This window comes from Streptomyces lunaelactis, assembly GCF_003054555.1.
Classification (GTDB): domain Bacteria; phylum Actinomycetota; class Actinomycetes; order Streptomycetales; family Streptomycetaceae; genus Streptomyces; species Streptomyces lunaelactis.
On the sequence record NZ_CP026304.1, the window covers coordinates 4573940 to 4591121 of the forward strand.

Genomic DNA, 17182 nt, shown 5'->3' on the forward strand with positions numbered 1-17182 from the left:
CAGCTTGGGCGTCTCACCTCCTCCGCGTGGAGCGGGCTATGAAGGGAGGTGGCCGCCAGGTGGTCAGGGGTCGGGCACCTGGCGGCCGGCTCAGGGGAACCGGATAACCAATGGAATCCGGGAAGTCGTTCACTATGGATGAACGTTGTTCCGGAAGTTAAGCCCGCGTTTCACGCCTGTCAAGAGGTTCGGCGACTTATCGGGCACCGCGGACACGGAGAAGGCCCCACGGCGATGCGCCGAGGGGCCTGGGCAGAGCGGCAGGTGGCGGGGTCGGAGGCGCCGCCGCCGAGCTGCAGGTGGATGCGGAGTGTGCAGGTCAGGTGCCCGCGAGGCTGGGGATTGCGGGGCGGGCGGGTCAGGGGCCGGGCATGCGGGCGGTCCCCCGAGGAGCACCCAGATCGCGGGAGAGGTTGCGGGCGGTCTCCCGGACCGCGACCGCGAGCTCCTGACGTGCCGATTCGGCCAGCAGCCGCTCGACGGGGCCGACAATGCCGATGGCGCCCACCACCTCGCCGGAGCGGTCGAAGACGGGCGACGCGATACCCGCGTCACCGATGGCGGACTCCTGGTCCTCGATCGCGTACCCCGTCCTGGGGATCTCCTTCAGCTGGCCGGCGAGCTCCTCCGGGTCGGTGATGCTGGCGCCGGTGAGCACTGCCGGGTCGCCCGCGAGCAGCCGCTCCCGCTCGGAGGTCGGGGCGAAGGCCACGATGGCTTTGCCCAGGGCGCAGGTGCTCCACGGGATGCTGGCGCCCACCTCGAGGATCTGCACGGCACCCTCCGGCCGGAAGGCGTGGTGCACCACCAGGACGTGGTCGCCGGTGAGCACGGCCACCCACACCGCCTCGTTCGCCCGGGTGGCGAGCTGGTCCGCCCAGGTCAGCGAGCGGGTCCGGAGCTCCTGGGTGTCCAAGTAGGCGTTGCCCAGCTGCACCAGGTGCGGGCCGAGCTGGTACTTGGAGCTGTCACGGTCCTGCACCACCAACCCCTCGCGCTCCAGCGTTCGCAGCAGCGCATGGACGGTGGGTTTGGCCACGCCCAAGCGGTCGGCCAGCTCGGTCACACCCAGTCGGGGCCCAGTGGATGCGAGCTCCCGCAAGATCTGCACCGCCCGATGCACCGCTTGCACCATCGAAGAATTCTCCTCGTTCAGTATTGATGAACAGCGTTCTGGGATATAGCGTGGTTGTTCATGAACAACCCTGTCGGCATCGTACTCGTGTCCCACAGCGCCGAGCTCGCCGCGGGCCTTCGCCTGCTGGTAGAGCAGATCGGCTCCGACACAGTCCCCCTCGCCACCGCCGGAGGAACCGACGACGGCCGGATCGGCACCAGCTACGACCTCGTCCTCGCCGCCATCCAGCAAGCCGACCGCGGGGCCGGCGTCGTCGTCCTTCCCGACCTCGGCAGCTCCGTCCTGACCGCCCGCACCGTCATGGAAGACCATCCCCGCACCGACGTCACGATCGTCGACGCGCCCTTCGTCGAAGGAGCCGTCGCAGCCGTCGTCACCGCCGCATCCGGCGCTGACCTGCAGACCGTCGTCACCGCCGCCAAGGAGGCCCGCAATGTCCTCAAGCTCTGAGACCACCACCACCACGACCACGGCGAGTCACGAAATCGCCGTTGTCCTACCCGCCAACCTGCACGCCCGCCCAGCAGGCCAACTCGCCCGCGCCGCAGCCGGATTCACCAGTGCCATACAGCTGGAGCACAGTGGCCGGACCGTCAACCCGACTGGCGTCCTCGCCGTGATGGCGCTGGGCGCCACCGCCGGCAGCACCGTGACCGTCCGCGCCGAAGGCCCCGACGCAGAACAGGCCGTCACGGCACTGACCGACATCCTCGCCACCGCCGAATAACCCGGCGCCCAGCCACCGCACCGAACGAGCCGCCGATTCCGCCATGAGGATCCCAGACGAGTGGAGGTGGCCGAGGATGACCACCCCGGCCATGCCCACGTCCGACATCGACGTGGACCTGCCCGCGCGGACCGAGCACATCTGCCCGCTGCCGCACATCCCTGAGAGCGTCTCCGCCGTGCGCCGCCGCGCACGCACAGTCCTGGCCTACTGGGCCCTGCCCACGGAGACAGCCGACGACGCCCTCCTGGTGATCTCCGAACTGATCACCAACGCGATCGCCCACGCACTGCCCCCAGCAGTGCTGCGGCTGTCGATGCTCGTGGTCGGCGGCCGTCGCGGCCTCCGCATCGAGGTCACAGACGCTGGGCCCCTGCCCCGGCCGCGCCCATCACCCGACAGCCCGCACTCTGCGGAATATGAGGAACACGGCCGCGGGACCGGCATCATCGCCGCCCTCTCCGTGCGGCACGGCGTATCCCATCACCTCCACAGAGTCACCCGATGGGCGGACCTCCACGTGGCGTCCGGCCACACCGGATGTGCTGCGGCTGCAAGCCCTTGAGGACCTCCCGGCGCGGACAGGAACGGCCGGACCTCATGCTGTCTTGCGGCGCCGGGCTCGTGGACGACTGGTCAGCCGCCGCTTTTCCAGGGCCGCCTCAACTTCCTTGCGGGCAGCCTCGGATGCGTCGTCGTGAGTGCCGACACCCAGAAGGCTTTGCCTCGGCGTTCCGCGTGCGGGCGCACGATGAGGTGCGTCCCGGACAGGTTATGGACGATGACCTGCTTGTCGGCGACGAGACCGCGCATGGTCGCGATCACCACGGCGGCGACGGATTCACTGCGGCAGGACAGCGTTTCTGCTTCTACGCCGCGTTCGTAGGTGCGGATTTCCAGTTCCTGTACGCCGACGAGCCGGACGAAGTTGACGTTCGTCCCGAGCGGCGCGAGATCGGGGTCGTGGCGGGCCAGGCGACGCATACTTCGGCGTCGATGCTGTCGACGTCCTCGACGACCGCCACGACGTGCTCGGTACCCCTGCACGTCCTGACGCGCCGCACGGGCAGGCCTCCGCGCCGCGGGCCGTCGCGCCCTGGGGCTGGCGGGCGCCGAAGGCACCCTGGGCGCCGCACCGCTGCGCCGCGCCGGTCTCACCACCGCCGCGGAGCTGCTGGACGAGCTCCTCCGCACCGCCGCCGAGCGGGGCCGGGACACCTTCGGCAGACTGCTGGTCACCGACACCGGGTCTTTCGCCAGGGCCTGGCCGGCCGCCGCCTGTACACCGAGGAGGTGGCAGCCGAGCTGTGCCGCCCAGCATGGAGCGATACCGGTGAAGCGCGCGAGTACGGTGGTTGAACCGGTTCCCCCCGGTACCCCGACAACTCAGGAGCCGAGACACTCAACCCCTGACCTCAACCCCCAGACCGCCCACCCACAGCCGACGAGCACCCAGAAGCCCGGGAGTGAGCGATGCCCTTCGCCCGCCTAGCAGCCGCGACGACCCCCACCGCCCACATCGGCCTCGGCCTTGCGGCTGTAGGCCGCCCCGGGTACATCAACCTCGGGAGGGACGCCGATCTGCCGGCCGAGCGCAGTGTCGAGGCCCTGCGCCGACGGACGCACGAACTGCTGGACGCCGCCTATGCCCAGGGCGTCCGCTACGTGGACGTGGCCCGCTCCTACGGCCGCTCCGAAGAGTTCCTCGCCGATTGGCTGGCCCGGCGACCCGACATCGACGACCTGGTCGTCGGCAGCAAGTGGGGATACCGGTACACGGCGGACTGGCGCACCGACGCCGACGTCCACGAGGTCAAGGACCACAGCGTCAGCACCTTCGAGGAGCAGCGCGCCGAGACGGCCGCGCTACTGGAGGACCGGCTCGACCTGTACCAGATCCACTCCGTCACGCCCGACAGCCTTGCCCTCTCCGACAAGGAACTCCACACCAGACTTGCCGAGTTCGCCACCGAGAGCGGAGTGAGCGTGGGCTTCACCACCAGCGGCCCCTCCCAGGCGGAGACGATCCGGGCGGCCCTCGCCGTCACGGTCGACGACAAGCCGCTGTTCCGTACGGTGCAGAGCACCTACAACGTGCTCGAGACCTCGGCCGGGCCCGCGCTCGCCGAGGCCCACGACTCGGGCGTCTGCGTCATCGTCAAGGAGGCCATGGCCAACGGACGCCTTGCCGCGCCGCACGCCCCGGCCGCGCTCCGGGATATCGCCGAACAGACCGGCCTGGGCTGTGACGCGGTCGCGCTGGCCATGGTCCTGCGCAAACCCTGGGTATCGATGGTCCTCTCGGGCGCCGCGACGGCCGTGCACCTGTCCTCGAACCTGCACGCGGCGGTCGTCGACCTCGATGACGAACAACTGGGCCGCCTCGCCGACATGGCGGAGAAACCGTCCGACTACTGGCGTGAGCGAGCCGCACTCCCCTGGACCTGAGCGCCACACCCGCTGCGGCCCGCGGGAGGTCCGGGCGGCGCTCGGACCCTGCCGGCTGTCGGCAGCCCAGTCAGGGCGTCGAAGTCCGCGCGGGTCGGCCCGATCGCCGGATGGATCGTTGTCAGCAGCACGTGCCCGAGGTGGCAGCCACGCTGCCGCTGAGACCCAAAACCGCCGACTACCCCCGCCAGAACAGCTCCCCAAGCTCTCGCTCATGCCGCCATCCCGGCCGCGGTTCGGACCGTGGTGGGTCGGCTGCGAGACGGCCTCTGGTTCCGCCGTGATCGCGAAAGCGGCTCCCGTCAACAGTGGTTCACCGATAATGACGATCAGCTGTGTGGCGGAGCGGATGCACAGCCCATACGGATCGGTGGCAGACGACGGCTCGTGACAACTGGGGGACGACCAAATGCGTATAGGGGTGTACCTCGCACACCCGAGGCCGGGGAGCTTCAACCACGCTGTGTTCGATGCCGTGGTGGAGGAGCTGCGCGGGCGAGGGTGCCAGACACGATCTCGACGCCCGGATGGGCGCGCAGCCACGATTCGAGGGTGTCGGCCGTGCGGTCGGGCAGTACGTCGATCCGCCTATGGGTCTCGGCGTCGATCACCACGGTGGCGTAGCAATGCCGCCGGCGCAGAGCGAAATCGTCGACGCCGATCACGCGGGGAACCCGCCCGGCGGTCAACGGGATGCGCATCAGGGCGCGCAGGGCAGTGTGACGCGACAAGCCCACCGCGAGTAGCGCCAGCAAACGTGCCCCCGCCCGGCCCGCTAACTCTTTGACCACGGCCTTGACTTGCCTGGTCAGACGGGCTGTGCGTCGCTGGTATCGCTCCAGCACACCGGGCACCTGCTCGCGGAAGGTGTGACGGCAGCCGCGCGTGGGACACACCAGGCGCCGCACCCGCACACGGACCACCACCCGCCGCCCGTCCACCGGCACGTCGGCCACCGTCCGCAGGTGAAAGCCGTGCACACGATCGGACGGCGCCCCGCAACCCGGACACGGCACCGGTTCCTCCGGCGTCCGTGCCCGCACCAGAATCCGCTCGGCCTCGTCGGTCACATCCTCGATGGCCAGCGGCGACAGACCCGAAAACACCACATCTACAAGCTCGTTGACATCACGCACGCCATGCCAACGACCCATCACAACCCTCCGTCACCACCGAATGTGAGACAGGGCCGTTCACTGGACAGACCCGGACGAGCTGAACGCCTCGGCACCGGCGTGCGCTTCGTCCGGCGCCTCATCGCCGAACGCCGCATCCGGTATGTGAAGCTCGGCAAGCCCGTCCGCATCCCCGAGAGCGCCGTGGCTGCCTACGTCGAGGAGCGGACGGTCCCGACCGCCCAGGAGGCGCTGGCCGCTCTCTACGGGAAGACGGCCTGATGGCGGGGCGTAAGCCGCAGCGGCGGCGCGAGTTCGGCACCGTGCGCCAGCTGCCCTCGGGCCGGTGGCAGGCGCGCTACTGGGCACTGGACGGCAGTCGCCGGAAGGCCACGGAGACGTTCGCCCTTCGCCGCCCGGGCTTCACTCTCGAACCGCTCGCGGTCAAGGTCGCAAACGCCGCACCCGAGTTGACCACCGGCCGCCGGGTCGAGGGCGACACGAAGTCGGCCGCCGGGGAGCGCACCGTCCACCTGCCCGCGTTCCTCTGCATGGAGGTGAAGCGGCACCTCGACTGGTTCGCCGAGAAGGGCCCCGACGGTCTGCTGTTCGTTGGTGAGAAGGGGCACCGTTCCGGCGGCCCACCTTTGGGCGCAGGTTCCGCCGGGCCCGCGCGAAGGTCGGCCTGCCAGACGATTTCCGCTTCTACGACCTGCGTCACACCGGACACACCCTGTCCACGCGGTCCGGAGCCACGCTCAAGGACATGATGGTCCGCGCCGGTCAGTCCTCGGAGAAGGCGGCGCTGATCTACCAGCACTCCGATGACGAACGTCAGAAGGAGGTTGCCGAGGGCCTCGACGTCACCGTGCGCGCCGCACGCCAGAAGGCGGCGGTCACTCGGCAGAGGCTGGCCCGAGAAGGCTGATGGAAGGGGGCTGGGGCCAGCGTCCCGGCCCCTTCCGTCGCCTCCTCCACGCTGCCGCGGCGTAGGGAAGGCGGCACTTCGTAGGTGTTTCTATCCCAGCCCGTACGCGCGGTGGTATGGCAGTTCAGCGTCGGTGGCTCTGAGGAAGTGAGGATCCCGTCTCCGCCCGCCCGCAGTGTGGCAGGGCTGGCCGACGTCAGCGCCGCAGTCCCGGCAGTCCCAGTCCAGGGCTTCCTTGATGCCCTGGGCCTTGATCTCGTCGAGTACGGCCGTCCGCTGCTTCCACCACGCCTCTCGCTGCCCGTTGTCGTACGGCTGGGATGCCTGGGTTTCACGGAAAGCTTCTTGCCGTTCGGAGTCGGCGAGTGGGCCGGACAGGGGCCTGGTCGTGACAGCCACCTGGGCGGCTCGTTCTCCTTCCTCTATCTCCTCTTCCATGCCGTCCACTCGTTCGCGCAGGTGCTGTTCAAAGTCGGCAAGGGTCGCGTCCGGGTACGTCGTGGCGAAGTTGAGGGTCTCGATGTGGAGGATGCGCAGCAGGCGGCTGGGTGGAGAGTGCCCCCTGTCGGCCGCTTTGCTGATGCGAGGCGGATCTGCTGTTGGAGCCGAAGGATCGCTTCGCCTCTGTCACCGTGGGCGCCGCCCGCCAGGAGTGAAGTGCTGGCGCCACTCAGGCGTAGAATTGAAGAGTTCTTCAATTTGCTAGTTGCCGAGTCGGGCAAGGGTGCTGAGGTGGGAAGGGTGGTCGTGGGCGGGTTCGTCGAGGCGGTGCTCGAGCGCGTCCGGGATGCGCGGGCTGCTGTGCAGGCCGCGTTGGAGGCGGAGGACGCCTACGGCGTGGCGGTAGCGCAGGAAGAGCTGGACGATGCCCTTCGGCTCGCGAGCGACCACGGGATCGACGTGAGGGCGGAGGAGGGTGAGCGAGGTGCCGGTTCCGCTGTATGAGGCGAAGGCGGAGTTCTTCCGGATGCTGGGGCATCCGGTGCGGATACGGGTGCTGGAGCTGCTGCAGGACGGCCCGATGCCGGTCCGGGATCTTCTCGCGGCGATCGAGATCGAGCCCTCCAACTTGTCGCAGCAGCTGGCGGTGCTGCGCCGCTCCGGGATCGTGACCGCGACCCGGGAGAGCTCGACGGTGGTGTACGAGCTCGCGGGCGGGGACGTGGCGGAGTTGCTCGCTGCTGCGCGGCGCATTCTGGCTGTCCTGCTGACCGGGCAGCAGGAGTTGCTGGCCGAGTTGCGCGAGGCGGAGAAGGAAGCGGCTCCATGATGGGCATGGATAGGTTCAGGCCGTGGCGCAAGCACTTGCCCGCTGCGGCAGTCGAGCACACGCTGCCACCGGTCCAGCGGCATCTCGTGTCCGTCGAGGTGGCGCCGGAGGCGGTGCGGGAAGCGCGGCAGGCAGTGGCCGAGCACCTGCCGAAGGTCGGCATCGCCCCGAACTCCGCATTCGCCGGAGCTGTGCTGCTCGTCGCCAGCGAACTGGTCGCCAACGTGATCCGGCACGCCGTGCACACTCCCGTGGCGGATGTCGGGATAACGGTGGGTGGCGGACAACTGGTCATTGCGGTCGCCGACTGCGACCCGCGCCTTCCCGGCCTGACGCGGGACGCCATGGGCGAGGGGCTGCGCACGGTGGCCGAGCTGGCAGCCGAGTACGACGGCGAGGTCAGTGCGGAGCCGGCCGTTGACCACGAAGGCAAGGTCGTGTTCGTCCGGTTCCGCATTCCAGCGGAGAGGCCCAGTGGAGTTTCGAGGCTGTGACTGATGACATGAGTGGGAAGACGGCGCGCGAAGAGCGGGACGAAGAGAGGTGGAAGGAGCGCGGCGTGATGCTGCGCGTCTTCGTGTACGTCTTCGCGACCCATCTGTTCGCCGGCTTCGTCTGGCTGCTCTTCTACGTGGGCGAGCACGCGCAGAAGTAGCGGGCGGCGTCATAGGTCGTTGCCGGCGTAGGAGAGGTTGAAGCTCTTATTCGTCAGGGGGAAGTCCGGGACGATCGTGTCGGTGAGGGCGACGGGCAGGGCGGGCCAGTTGAAGAAGGACGGGTCGACGGGTTTGGCGCGGGACAGCTTGCGGTCGGGGCCGAGTTCGATGCGGGTGGTGATGGTGCCGCGCCAGCCCTCGGCGATGCCGACGCCGGTGCCGGGGCCCGCTCCGGGCGGGGGCGTGGGCGCGAGGACGGCACCTGGGGCGAGGCCATCGGTGAGGTGCTCGATCAGGGCGAGGGAGATGTCGATTTCCTCGGCGCGGACGAGGAAGCGGGCCAGCACGTCGCCGGTGTCGCGGACGGGAACAGCGATCTCCGTGTCGTACATGGTGAAGGGGTGGCTGATGCGGGCGTCGGTGCCGGGCAGGCCGCTGGCGCGGGCCACGTAGCCGAGGCAGCCGATGTCGCGGGCGGCGTCGGCGGTGAGGACGGCGGTGCCGGTGAAGCGGTCGCGGACGGTTGACTGGTCGAGCGCGAGGTGGGCGATCTCGCGGATGTCCGCCCCGATCGCGTGAAGGCGCCCGGGGTCGGGCAGGGCGTGCAGGGCTGCGCCGCCGGGTACGACGCCGCCGCGCAGCAGGCGGTGACCGGTGATCTCGGCGTTGAGGCGAAGGAGTTGTTCCCGTACGCGTTGGGCGTGGGCATTGAGGATGGAGTGGCCGACGTCGTTGCAGAGCATGCCCAGGTCGGCGACGTGGTTGTGCAGGCGTTCCAGCTCCAGGAGCATGGCGCGGGCGCGCTGGGCGGCGGCTGGCACCTGCATGCCGGTGGCTTCTTCGACGGCGAGGCAGTAGGCGAGGGCGTGGCCGACGGCGGTGTCGCCGCTGATGCGTTCGGCGAGCGGCAGGCCGGCGGCGATCGAGCGGCCCTGGAAGAGTTTTTCGATGCCTTTGTGGACGAACCAGAGGCGGGCCTTGAGTTTGAGGATGGTCTCGCCGACGACGGAGAAGCGGAAGTGGCCGGGTTCGATGAGTCCGGCGTGCACCGGCCCGACGGGGATTTCGTAGACGCCGTCGCCTTCGACTTCCAGGAAGGGGTAGGGGCCTTCCTGTTCGGCGAAGGGGGGCGGGGGCCCGGCGTCGGGGAGCATGGGGTACCAGCCGCGGGGCCAGTGGAAGTGGCGCACCAGGCGGCGCGGCATGGGGTGATCGAGGGGGACGATGCCGAAGAGGTCCCGCATTTCGCGTTCGAAGCGGCCTGCGGGGAAGGAGAGATGGGCCAGTGTCGGCACCTCGGGCTGGCCGGCATCCAGGTGTACGTGCAGTTCGGTACGGACATCGGGCGGTCCGGCGACGAAGAGATACACGACGCGGATCCGGTCCTCGTCGTGGTGTGCGGCGACCAGGGCGAGGCGGTGACCGTCGCGAAGCAGCTCGGCAGCCCGGTGCGGGAGTTCGGACGTACTGATCTCGTGCACGGTGCGCATGGTTTCAGCGGGCTCCGATCGCCTGGGCGGCGTCTTGCAGCAGGTCGGTGAGTGGTCCGGTCGCGATGCCCAGGGCCGCGCAGGCCACCAGTCCCAGGGCGAGCGGCCACAGGCTCGTTGCAGGCGATTCGTCCGTACAGGCTGCAGGTCCGGGGCCGAGCAGCATCCGGGCGGTGCGGGCGGCGAGCGCGGCGAAAGCGATCAGCACCAGCACCAGGGCGACCGCTGCGGCCCAGCCCATGCGGGCGGCGAATCCGGCGCGAACGATGCCCAGTTCGGACGCGAACAGGCTGAACGGCGGGAAGGCGAGCAGCGCGACGACCGCGAGTCCGAAGACCCCACCGACCCCGGGTGCTCGTGCGAGCAGGCCGCGTACCCGCCCGATGCGGGTGGTCCGGGTGAGGTGGAGGATGTGTCCGGAGGCGCAGAAGGCTACTGCTTTGGCCAGGCCGTGTCCGGCGATGTGCAGGAGCAGGGCCGTGCGGGCGAGCGGGCTGCCGATCGCGGCGCCGAGGGCGATCAGGCTCATGTGCTCCATGCTCGAATAGGCGAGCATCCGCTTGTAGTCCCGCTGCGCCAGCAGCAGGGCCGCGGCGAGGGCGAGGGTGAGCAGGGCGATGCCGGTCAGCAGGGTGCGGGTGTAGCCGGTCCCGAGGGCCGCGTCGGCGATGACCTGGTAGCGCAGGATCGCAGTGAACGCGACGGACAGCAGGACCCCGGACATCAGGGCAGAGACGGGGGCGGGGGCCTGGCTGTGGGCGTCGGGCAGCCAGGCGTGCAGGGGCACGAGACCGGCCTTGGCGCCGAAGCCGAGGATCACGAGCGTCATGCCGAGCCGGGTGACATCCGGGTCGAGTTGGCCGGCCCGGTCCACGAGGGTCGGCCAGTTCAGGGCGGACGCCTCACTGATGCCCGCCTGCCGGGCGGCGTAGTAGATGAGGACCGTGCCCAGGAAGGCCAGGGCGATCCCGGCCGAGCAGATCACCACGTACTTCCACGCGGCCTCGACGGACGTACGGGTGCGGCGGTGGCCGACGAGGAACGCGGTCACGATGGTGGTGGCCTCGATGGCCACCCACAGCACCCCGAGATTCGCGGTGAGCACGGCCAGGCACATGGCGGCAAGGAACGCCTGCACCAGGGCATGGAAGAGCGCGGTGCTCCGGGCATCCGCCCGTGCGGCGGCGCGCTCGCCCGCCAAGTAGGAGGGAGCGGTGGCGCACGCGATCAGCGCGACGGCACCGACGACCAGCAGCATCCACACCGTCAGGGCATCAGCGCGCAGCAGTCCGCCGCAGGCGGTCACGGCTTCGTCGTCACCGCGCGTGGCGGCCAGTACCGCGCCGCACGCGATGACCGCCAACGGCGAGACCAGCCCGAACCAGTCGGCCCGGCGAGTCCCGTCGCCCCCCGGTGGGGGAGCAGCCGCGGCCCTGTCCACCCGGCCGCCGGCGGCGCCGACCAGAGCCGGCTGACGGACAGGAGATCTGGCCGGCTCTCGTACGTCCGCGGCAGCCTGGCTCAGGCTGGTGAGCATATAGCCGCCGGCGGCGGCGAGGGGTACGGCGACGGGCGTGGTCAGCAGCACGACGGTGGTGAGGGAGGTCATCAGTCGTGCAGCTCCCGCAGGTCGTCGATGTCGGTGGTGCCGAACGCGGCTCGCATGCGGGTGGTGAGGAGTTGCAGTACCAGCACGGCGAGCAGGACGTCGAAGGAGACGCCGAGTTCGACGATCAGTGGTACTCCTGTGGTGGCGAGGAAGGCGGTGGCGGTGATGCCGTTGTCCAGCAGGAGGAAGCCCACTACCTGGGCGAGCGCGCGGCGCCGGGTGACCAGGACGAAGAAGCCGATCAGGACGACGGCCAGGCCCACCGGCAGGGCCTGTGTCGCGGGCGTGGGGTCGAGCTCGGTCAGAGGCTGGGCGACGGCATAGGCGAGCAGGGTCAGTGCCGCCGCGGTGAGCAGGGACGCCGCCACGTTCACCAGGGGCTGGGTTTCCCGGGTCTCGGCGCTGCCCGTCTCGTAGGGGTCGCGGCCGGCCTCCTGGGCGGCTAGTGCCCGGTGCATCAGATACGGAAGCACGCCGGCCCGCATGACGCCGATTCCGACCGCCACCACGACCAGGTCCCAGCGTTCCTCGTGCACCCCCAGCAGGGCGGCGACGGCGGCCAGGGCAATGCCCTGGAGGGCGAAGATCCGTACGATCGCGGCGAGTTCACGCCGCCACAGGATTACCACTGCCGCCAGCAGGAACGCTCCGCAGGCCAGGTCCAGCAGCTGCGTATACAGACTCTCGCTCACCGCGCGTTCACGCTCCGCTCAGGAAGTAGGAGGCGGTCACCGCGAGCAGCGCCAGCAGGAACGACCCGGCGAGCAGCTCGGGAACGCGGAACAGGCGCAGTTTGGCCCAGAACACCTCGGCGGCGGCCAGGACGGTCCCCAGCAGCGCGACCTTGACCACGAACAGGACGAGGGCGAGGGCGAGCCCGGCCGCCGAGGCGGTGGTGGCGATGCCCCAGGGGGCGAACAGCGAGGCGAGCAGTCCCAGCAGCACGGTGAGCCGCATCTGCGCGCCGAGTTCGACCAGCGCCAGATCGGGCCCGGCGTACTCAAGCACCATCGCCTCGTGCACCATCGTCAGTTCCAGATGCGTGGACGGATTGTCCACCGGGAGCCGCCCGGTCTCGGCGAGCACGGCGACGGCGAGCGCGGCGGTGGCCAGTAGCCCCGCCGGCGAGGCCAGCCGCGCCGGATCGTGGACGGCGCCGGAGACGATCGCGGGCAGATTGGTAGACCCTGCCGGTATCGACAGCGCGAACACCGCCATCAGCAGCGTTGGCTCCACCAGGGCCGCGATCGTCATTTCCCGCGATGCGCCCATGCCGCCGAACGCGGTGCCGGTGTCCAGACCGGCCAGCGCCAGCGCGACCGTCCCGAGCGCGAGGAGTGCCACCACCAGGATCAGATCCGCCCGCCCGGCGACCGGCGTGTCCGTGGAGAGCAGCGGCACCAGCGCGGCGACCACCACGGTGGTGGCCACCAGCAGCGCGGGAGCGATACGGAACGCCGGCCCGGTCCCGATCGCGCTGATCGGCTCCTTGCGCAGCAGCTTGCGGGTATCCCGCCACGGCTGGAGCACCCCGGCCCCTACCCGCCCCTCCATGCGCGCACGCACCTGCCGCATCAGCCCGGTGAGCAGCGGCGCGCCCCCGGCGACCACGGCGACCTGGCCCACCACCGCCACGTATCCGGCGGTGCTCACCAGCCCACCGCCAGCACCAGGAGGAGGGCGACCAGGCTGAAGAAGCCGTAGCCGAGGTAGAGATGGACGCTGCCGCCCGCCAGCCGCCGCGCGGCCTGCCCCACCCTCGCGAGGAGGGCGAGCAGCGGTTCGTACATGCGGTGCTCGATCCGGTCCGGCACCCGGTGCTGGAAGCGGACCCGCTCCACCAGATACGTGGACTCCCTCGTGTGCGTGACGTTGACGTCCTGCTCGGGGGCGAGGACGTCGTCGAAGACGCGCTGCAGGGGTTCGGCGAACGAGGTTGCCGTGTAGGCCATGCGCGCCGTGGGCGCTCCTCCGCCGCAGTCCCACACCTTGGCGTCTTTGCGGCGTCGTCGGCGTTTCGTGGACAGCGCGGGCAGTGCGGCGGCGAGAGCGAGCGCCGCGGTCAGTGCGGCCACCACCCACAGCGGCGACAGCGAGGCGGAAACGTCCTGCAGGCGGAGCTTCAGGCCGCCGCCCGACACGGCCTGCGTCCCCGGAAGGCCGGCGGCGAGGACGGCCCGGTCGAGTCCGCTGCCCAAAAGTCCCGGGACCAGCGCCAGCCCCGCGCATCCGGTCGCGAGCAGCCCCATGCCGGCGAGCATCAGCGGCGGCGACTCCCGTGCGTCGGCGGCCTGTTGGCCGCGTGGCCGGGCGAAGAAGCCGACGCCGAGTGCCTTGACGAACACCGCGGCGGCGATGCCGGCCGACAGCGCGATCATTGCTACCGCCAGCGGCAGCATCACGGCCACAGAGATGCCCGGCACCTGAAGGCCGTGGATCAGTGACTGCAGCAGCAGCCACTCGCTGATGAACCCATTGCCGGGCGGCAGCGCGACCGCCCCGAGCGCGGCCAGCGTGAACAGGGCGGCCGTCACCGGCATCCGGGTCCGCAGACCGCCGAGCCGGTCCAGATCCCGGACGGCGGTGGCGCGCAGGACGGAGCCGGCCGCGCAGAACAACAGGGCCTTGAAAGCGGCATGGTTGACCACATGCAGCAGGGCGGCAGCCAGCGCGAGCGCAGCCAGCGGACCATCCCCGGAGGCGGCGAACAGACCGGCGGCCCCGGCCCCGATCAGGACCAGGCCCATGTTCTCCGACGTCGAGTACGCCAGCAGGCGTTTCAGGTCCGAGGCCATCGCGGCCTGCAGGATCCCGTACACGGCTGACAGTCCGCCCAGCGCGATCAGCCCCAGCCACCACCAGGACGGCCCGCCGCCCAGCAAGTCGAAGCCGGTGCGCACGAGGCCGTAGATGCCGAGGTTGACCATGGCCGCGCTCATCAACGCCGAGACGGGGCTGGGCGCTTCGGGGTGGGCGCGCGGCAGCCAGGCGTGCAGCGGCACCGCTCCGGCCTTGGAGCCGAACGCGGCCGCGGTCAGCACGAAGATCAGGCCCTTCACGGTCGGCGACATGCCGCTCGCACCCGCCCTCAGTGCCGCGAAGGACTCACCGCCGGCCTGAGCCGCGAACAAGGCGAAGGCGATCAACAGCAGGACGAATCCGAGATGCGTCATCACCGCGTACCAGATGCCCGCCACCCGTACCGCCGGGCGCTCCCGGTGCTCGGCCAGGACCAGCAGCAGCGACGCGAGCGCCATCAGCTCCCACAGCACCAGGAACGTGGACACCGATCCCGCCGCAGGCACCAGCACCAGCGACAAGGCGAACAGCGGCAGCACCGTCTGCGCTGTGCGCGAGCCAAGACCGTGCGGGCCGTGCCCGGCGGCGTAGCCGATGCCGTACACCGCGACCGCCGCCACCACGGCCCCCGCCACTGCCATGAACAGGCCCGACAGCGCATCCGTTTCCACACGCACCCCGGCCAGTGGCAAGAGCCCCGGCAGTTCGGCCGACCATCGCCTTCCGCCGAGTAGAGCCACACCCGCCGCACCACCGGCCACCCCCACTCCAGCTGTGCACACTCCGGCTGTCACGATGCGCCACCGGACCGGCAGACCGGCCCCTGCAGCCGCCCCTGCCCCACCCGCGGCGACGGCGGCACCGAGGGCAGCCGAGACCAGGTTCACCGGCCGGTCACCCGCCGCAGCGCCGCCACGATGTCGTCCGGCGTCGGCGGACACCCCGGCACCTGAAGATCGACCGGTACGACATCGGCGACCGCGCCCTCGACCCCGTACCCTCCCGCGAACTCACCGCAGTTGATCGCACAGTCCCCGACCGCGACCACCAGACGCGGCTCGGGCATGGCCGCCACCGTGCGCCGCAGCGGGGTGGCCATGTTCCGCGTCACCGGGCCGGTCACCAGCGCCACATCCGCATGCCGCGGCGAGGCCACCAGCCGCGCCCCGTAGCGATCCGCGTCATACACCGGGCCGAACGCCGCCGCGATCTCGATCTCGCACCCGTTGCACGAACCCGCATCCACACAGCGAACCTGCACCGACCCGCCCAGCCCGTGCACCGCCGGCAGCGGTTCCCCGTCCGGCGGCGGCGGAGCCGCTTCGGCCACCTGCCCGGTGTCGCGGATCTTGCGCAGCAGGCCCATGAACGCCCCTCCCTGATGCTGGTGAGGACTCTTCCGCAGGCGGCTAACGGACCCCTCCGCAGCCGGAGTTACGACCCTTTTCTCGGGCTTTGCTTCTTTTGTTGAGACTTTGTGGGCGCCGTACTCGCCGATGAGGTGAAGGCGGCCGCCCCTCGCCGCGCAGAGCGCTGTCCATGTGCGCCGAAGGGCGGCCGCCGGTCTGGGGTGTTCTAGGTCGGCGGTTGGCCCTCCGGAGCCGCCGCCCGCAGGTCGGCGAGCAGCTCTGCCTGGCCCGCCAGCACTCCGGACAGGATCGACCGCGCCACGCGCAGCAGCTCGGCCACCTGAGGGTTGGTCAGCGAGTAGTAGACGGCGGATCCTTCCCTGCGGGTTATGACCAGATTGGCCCTGCGCAGGACGGCCAGTTGCTGTGAGAGGTGGGCGGGTTCGACGCCCACCTCGGGCAGCATTTCGGAGACCGCGTGCTCGCGCTCGCTCAGCAGCTCCAGCACCCGAATGCGCACCGGATGCCCCAGCGTCTTGAAGAACTCCGCCTTCAGTTGGTACAGCGGCGCGCTCACCGAACCTGCCCCGCGCCCGTGCATGCCGCCGTGCGGCCGGATGATCGTGGCCGTGCCTGCACCGTGCATCGCATCCACCCAGAACTCTTCGCCATGGGGCCATCCTCGTGCCCTCACACCAATGTGACGACCTCGGGAATTGCTAAGATTAGCAATTCCGAAGGTCGAGAGAGGGAGGTTCGGGTGAGAATCCCACGACTGCGTGGCGGCAGCGCTCTGCTCAAGTGCCCTGCATGCCGTCTCAAGTGCCTGCCCGCGGCCGTCGCCCAGGACGGCTCATGCCCCCGCTGCGGGCATCAGCGCCTGCTGAGCATGGACATCGACCGTGGCTGGATCCGCCATTCCGCCCCTCGGGCCAACAGCCCGAAGACGTCCGACGGCAAGCGTTGAGAACGGCGCCGCCCGTGAGCATCAGCTGGAGTTTCGAAGAACCGCGCGGTGTGGCGGTCATGCGGGTAGCCGGATATCTCGGCAGCAACGCGGTCGACCGCTTCTCGGAAGGGTTCGGCTGGGTGGCAGCGCGCAGCACCGGCACCGTGCTCCTGGAGGTGTCCGAACTGCTGGGATGGAGCGCCGAGGGCGAGGCGGCAGTCCTTCAGGCAGCCGCCGCTCTCAAGGAAAGGGAGCGTTCCCTCGCCGTGTGCGGTCCGGGTCATCTTGAGGCAACCCGTCTCTGGACCGACCAGGTGCACTCGATGACCGTTTACGCGGATCTGGACGCCGCCCTCAGCGCCGAGGCGCCATCCTCCGGCTGATGGCCCCTGCCGTCCACGCCCACCGCTCATGCGACCGAGAAAGCCGAAGCGCCCTGACCGGTCAGAACCGGTAGGGCGCTGTGCAGCAGGTCAGAAGGTCACGCCTTCTTCAGGAACTCGGTCTTCAGGACCAGGCCCTTGACCTTCTTGGTGTTGCACTCGATCTCGCCGGCCTTGCCGGTGAGGCGGATGTTCTTCACCAGGGTGCCGCGCTTGAGGGTCTCGGAGGTGCCCTTCACCTTCAGGTCCTTGATGAGAGTCACGGAGTCGCCGTCTTCTAGCGGGGTTCCGTTGCTGTCCTTGACTACGACATCGCTCATG

Annotated in this window: 21 protein-coding genes and 2 pseudogenes; 10 read left to right on the forward strand and 13 right to left on the reverse strand. The window is 70.1% G+C overall.

Annotated elements, in window-relative coordinates:
* Window positions 1-358 precede the first annotated feature (358 nt).
* Window positions 359-1135, reverse strand: coding sequence for an IclR family transcriptional regulator (locus tag SLUN_RS21015; RefSeq protein ID WP_108150576.1), 777 nt, complete (start codon window positions 1133-1135; stop codon window positions 359-361).
* Window positions 1136-1195: 60 nt separating this feature from the next.
* On the opposite strand from SLUN_RS21015, the gene dhaM reads away from it, so the two are divergent.
* The 3 genes from dhaM to SLUN_RS21030 all read left to right on the forward strand — a co-directional run bounded on the left by dhaM (window position 1196) and on the right by SLUN_RS21030 (window position 2430).
* Window positions 1196-1588 carry a dihydroxyacetone kinase phosphoryl donor subunit DhaM gene (gene dhaM, locus SLUN_RS21020; RefSeq protein WP_108150578.1) on the forward strand — a complete coding sequence of 131 codons (393 nt, stop codon included), beginning with the start codon at window positions 1196-1198 and terminating at the stop codon, window positions 1586-1588.
* Window positions 1572-1865, forward strand: coding sequence for an HPr family phosphocarrier protein (locus SLUN_RS21025; protein ID WP_108150580.1), 294 nt, complete (start codon window positions 1572-1574; stop codon window positions 1863-1865). The genes dhaM and SLUN_RS21025 overlap by 17 nt, the downstream gene beginning before the upstream one ends.
* Window positions 1866-1941: 76 nt before the next feature.
* Entirely contained in the window at window positions 1942-2430 is a 489-nt protein-coding gene (locus tag SLUN_RS21030; protein ID WP_254708779.1) for an ATP-binding protein, read from the forward strand.
* 71 nt (window positions 2431-2501) lie between these two features.
* Here SLUN_RS21030 and SLUN_RS21035 read toward each other — a convergent pair whose 3' ends face one another.
* Window positions 2502-2849, reverse strand: coding sequence for a diaminopimelate epimerase (locus SLUN_RS21035; protein ID WP_175314198.1), 348 nt, complete (start codon window positions 2847-2849; stop codon window positions 2502-2504).
* Window positions 2850-3338: 489 nt separating this feature from the next.
* Here SLUN_RS21035 and SLUN_RS21040 point away from each other — a divergent pair, with 489 nt between their 5' ends.
* Window positions 3339-4313: an aldo/keto reductase gene (locus SLUN_RS21040; RefSeq protein WP_108150583.1), complete on the forward strand. Its 975-nt coding sequence runs from the start codon at window positions 3339-3341 to the stop codon at window positions 4311-4313.
* A 488-nt stretch (window positions 4314-4801) separates the two neighbouring features.
* On the opposite strand, the pseudogene SLUN_RS21050 reads toward SLUN_RS21040, so the two are convergent.
* A pseudogene (locus tag SLUN_RS21050) lies at window positions 4802-5467 on the reverse strand (ISL3 family transposase); the annotation flags it as partial.
* Between the two features lie 24 nt (window positions 5468-5491).
* On the opposite strand from SLUN_RS21050, the gene SLUN_RS21055 reads away from it, so the two are divergent.
* Both SLUN_RS21055 and SLUN_RS21060 read left to right on the forward strand, forming a co-directional pair.
* Complete coding sequence (locus SLUN_RS21055; protein ID WP_257153772.1) at window positions 5492-5710, forward strand: excisionase family DNA-binding protein; 219 nt, start codon at window positions 5492-5494, stop codon at window positions 5708-5710.
* A 62-nt stretch (window positions 5711-5772) separates the two neighbouring features.
* Window positions 5773-6356: pseudogene (locus tag SLUN_RS21060) on the forward strand (tyrosine-type recombinase/integrase); the annotation flags it as partial.
* A 90-nt stretch (window positions 6357-6446) separates the two neighbouring features.
* Here the strand turns inward: SLUN_RS21060 and SLUN_RS42630 are convergent.
* Together SLUN_RS42630 and SLUN_RS42635 are read right to left on the reverse strand one after the other, a co-directional pair.
* On the reverse strand, window positions 6447-6794 hold the full coding sequence (locus tag SLUN_RS42630) for a zinc finger domain-containing protein (protein ID WP_442759039.1): 348 nt from the start codon (window positions 6792-6794) through the stop codon (window positions 6447-6449).
* Between the two features lie 264 nt (window positions 6795-7058).
* Complete coding sequence (locus SLUN_RS42635) at window positions 7059-7247, reverse strand: hypothetical protein (RefSeq protein WP_442759040.1); 189 nt, start codon at window positions 7245-7247, stop codon at window positions 7059-7061.
* A 34-nt stretch (window positions 7248-7281) separates the two neighbouring features.
* Between SLUN_RS42635 and SLUN_RS21075 the strand changes: the two genes are divergently transcribed.
* From SLUN_RS21075 to SLUN_RS40050, 3 genes are read left to right on the forward strand one after another with little or no spacing between them, the layout of a single operon-like run.
* The gene (locus SLUN_RS21075; RefSeq protein WP_108150587.1) at window positions 7282-7626 is read left to right on the forward strand and encodes an ArsR/SmtB family transcription factor; all 345 of its coding nucleotides are present in this window, start codon (window positions 7282-7284) and stop codon (window positions 7624-7626) included.
* Window positions 7623-8120, forward strand: coding sequence for an ATP-binding protein (locus tag SLUN_RS21080; protein ID WP_254710283.1), 498 nt, complete (start codon window positions 7623-7625; stop codon window positions 8118-8120). The genes SLUN_RS21075 and SLUN_RS21080 overlap by 4 nt, the downstream gene beginning before the upstream one ends.
* 8 nt (window positions 8121-8128) lie before the next feature.
* Window positions 8129-8281: a DUF6126 family protein gene (locus SLUN_RS40050; protein WP_170146596.1), complete on the forward strand. Its 153-nt coding sequence runs from the start codon at window positions 8129-8131 to the stop codon at window positions 8279-8281.
* 9 nt (window positions 8282-8290) lie between these two features.
* Here the strand turns inward: SLUN_RS40050 and SLUN_RS21085 are convergent, their stop codons facing one another.
* From SLUN_RS21085 to SLUN_RS21115, 7 genes are all read right to left on the reverse strand, one after another.
* On the reverse strand, window positions 8291-9772 hold the full coding sequence (locus SLUN_RS21085; protein WP_108150589.1) for a hydrogenase large subunit: 1482 nt from the start codon (window positions 9770-9772) through the stop codon (window positions 8291-8293).
* 4 nt (window positions 9773-9776) lie between these two features.
* On the reverse strand, window positions 9777-11381 hold the full coding sequence (locus SLUN_RS21090) for a proton-conducting transporter transmembrane domain-containing protein (RefSeq protein ID WP_108150591.1): 1605 nt from the start codon (window positions 11379-11381) through the stop codon (window positions 9777-9779).
* Window positions 11381-12073 carry a hypothetical protein gene (locus SLUN_RS21095; RefSeq protein ID WP_108150593.1) on the reverse strand — a complete coding sequence of 231 codons (693 nt, stop codon included), beginning with the start codon at window positions 12071-12073 and terminating at the stop codon, window positions 11381-11383. Before SLUN_RS21095 ends, SLUN_RS21090 begins: the two co-directional genes overlap by 1 nt.
* A gap of 7 nt (window positions 12074-12080) precedes the next feature.
* Window positions 12081-13034 carry a respiratory chain complex I subunit 1 family protein gene (locus SLUN_RS21100; RefSeq protein ID WP_108150595.1) on the reverse strand — a complete coding sequence of 318 codons (954 nt, stop codon included), beginning with the start codon at window positions 13032-13034 and terminating at the stop codon, window positions 12081-12083.
* Window positions 13031-14857: a proton-conducting transporter transmembrane domain-containing protein gene (locus tag SLUN_RS21105; protein ID WP_257153773.1), complete on the reverse strand. Its 1827-nt coding sequence runs from the start codon at window positions 14855-14857 to the stop codon at window positions 13031-13033. The genes SLUN_RS21100 and SLUN_RS21105 overlap by 4 nt, the downstream gene beginning before the upstream one ends.
* 206 nt (window positions 14858-15063) lie before the next feature.
* Complete coding sequence (locus SLUN_RS21110) at window positions 15064-15546, reverse strand: NADH-quinone oxidoreductase subunit B family protein (RefSeq protein ID WP_108150597.1); 483 nt, start codon at window positions 15544-15546, stop codon at window positions 15064-15066.
* Between the two features lie 209 nt (window positions 15547-15755).
* On the reverse strand, window positions 15756-16106 hold the full coding sequence (locus SLUN_RS21115; RefSeq protein WP_108154863.1) for an ArsR/SmtB family transcription factor: 351 nt from the start codon (window positions 16104-16106) through the stop codon (window positions 15756-15758).
* Window positions 16107-16510: 404 nt separating this feature from the next.
* Between SLUN_RS21115 and SLUN_RS21125 the strand changes: the two genes are divergently transcribed.
* Window positions 16511-16861, forward strand: a complete 351-nt coding sequence (locus tag SLUN_RS21125) for a hypothetical protein (protein ID WP_108150601.1) — start codon at window positions 16511-16513, stop codon at window positions 16859-16861.
* A 98-nt stretch (window positions 16862-16959) separates the two neighbouring features.
* Here SLUN_RS21125 and SLUN_RS21130 read toward each other — a convergent pair whose 3' ends face one another.
* Window positions 16960-17181 carry an alkylphosphonate utilization protein gene (locus tag SLUN_RS21130; RefSeq protein ID WP_108150602.1) on the reverse strand — a complete coding sequence of 74 codons (222 nt, stop codon included), beginning with the start codon at window positions 17179-17181 and terminating at the stop codon, window positions 16960-16962.
* Window position 17182 lies beyond the last annotated feature (1 nt).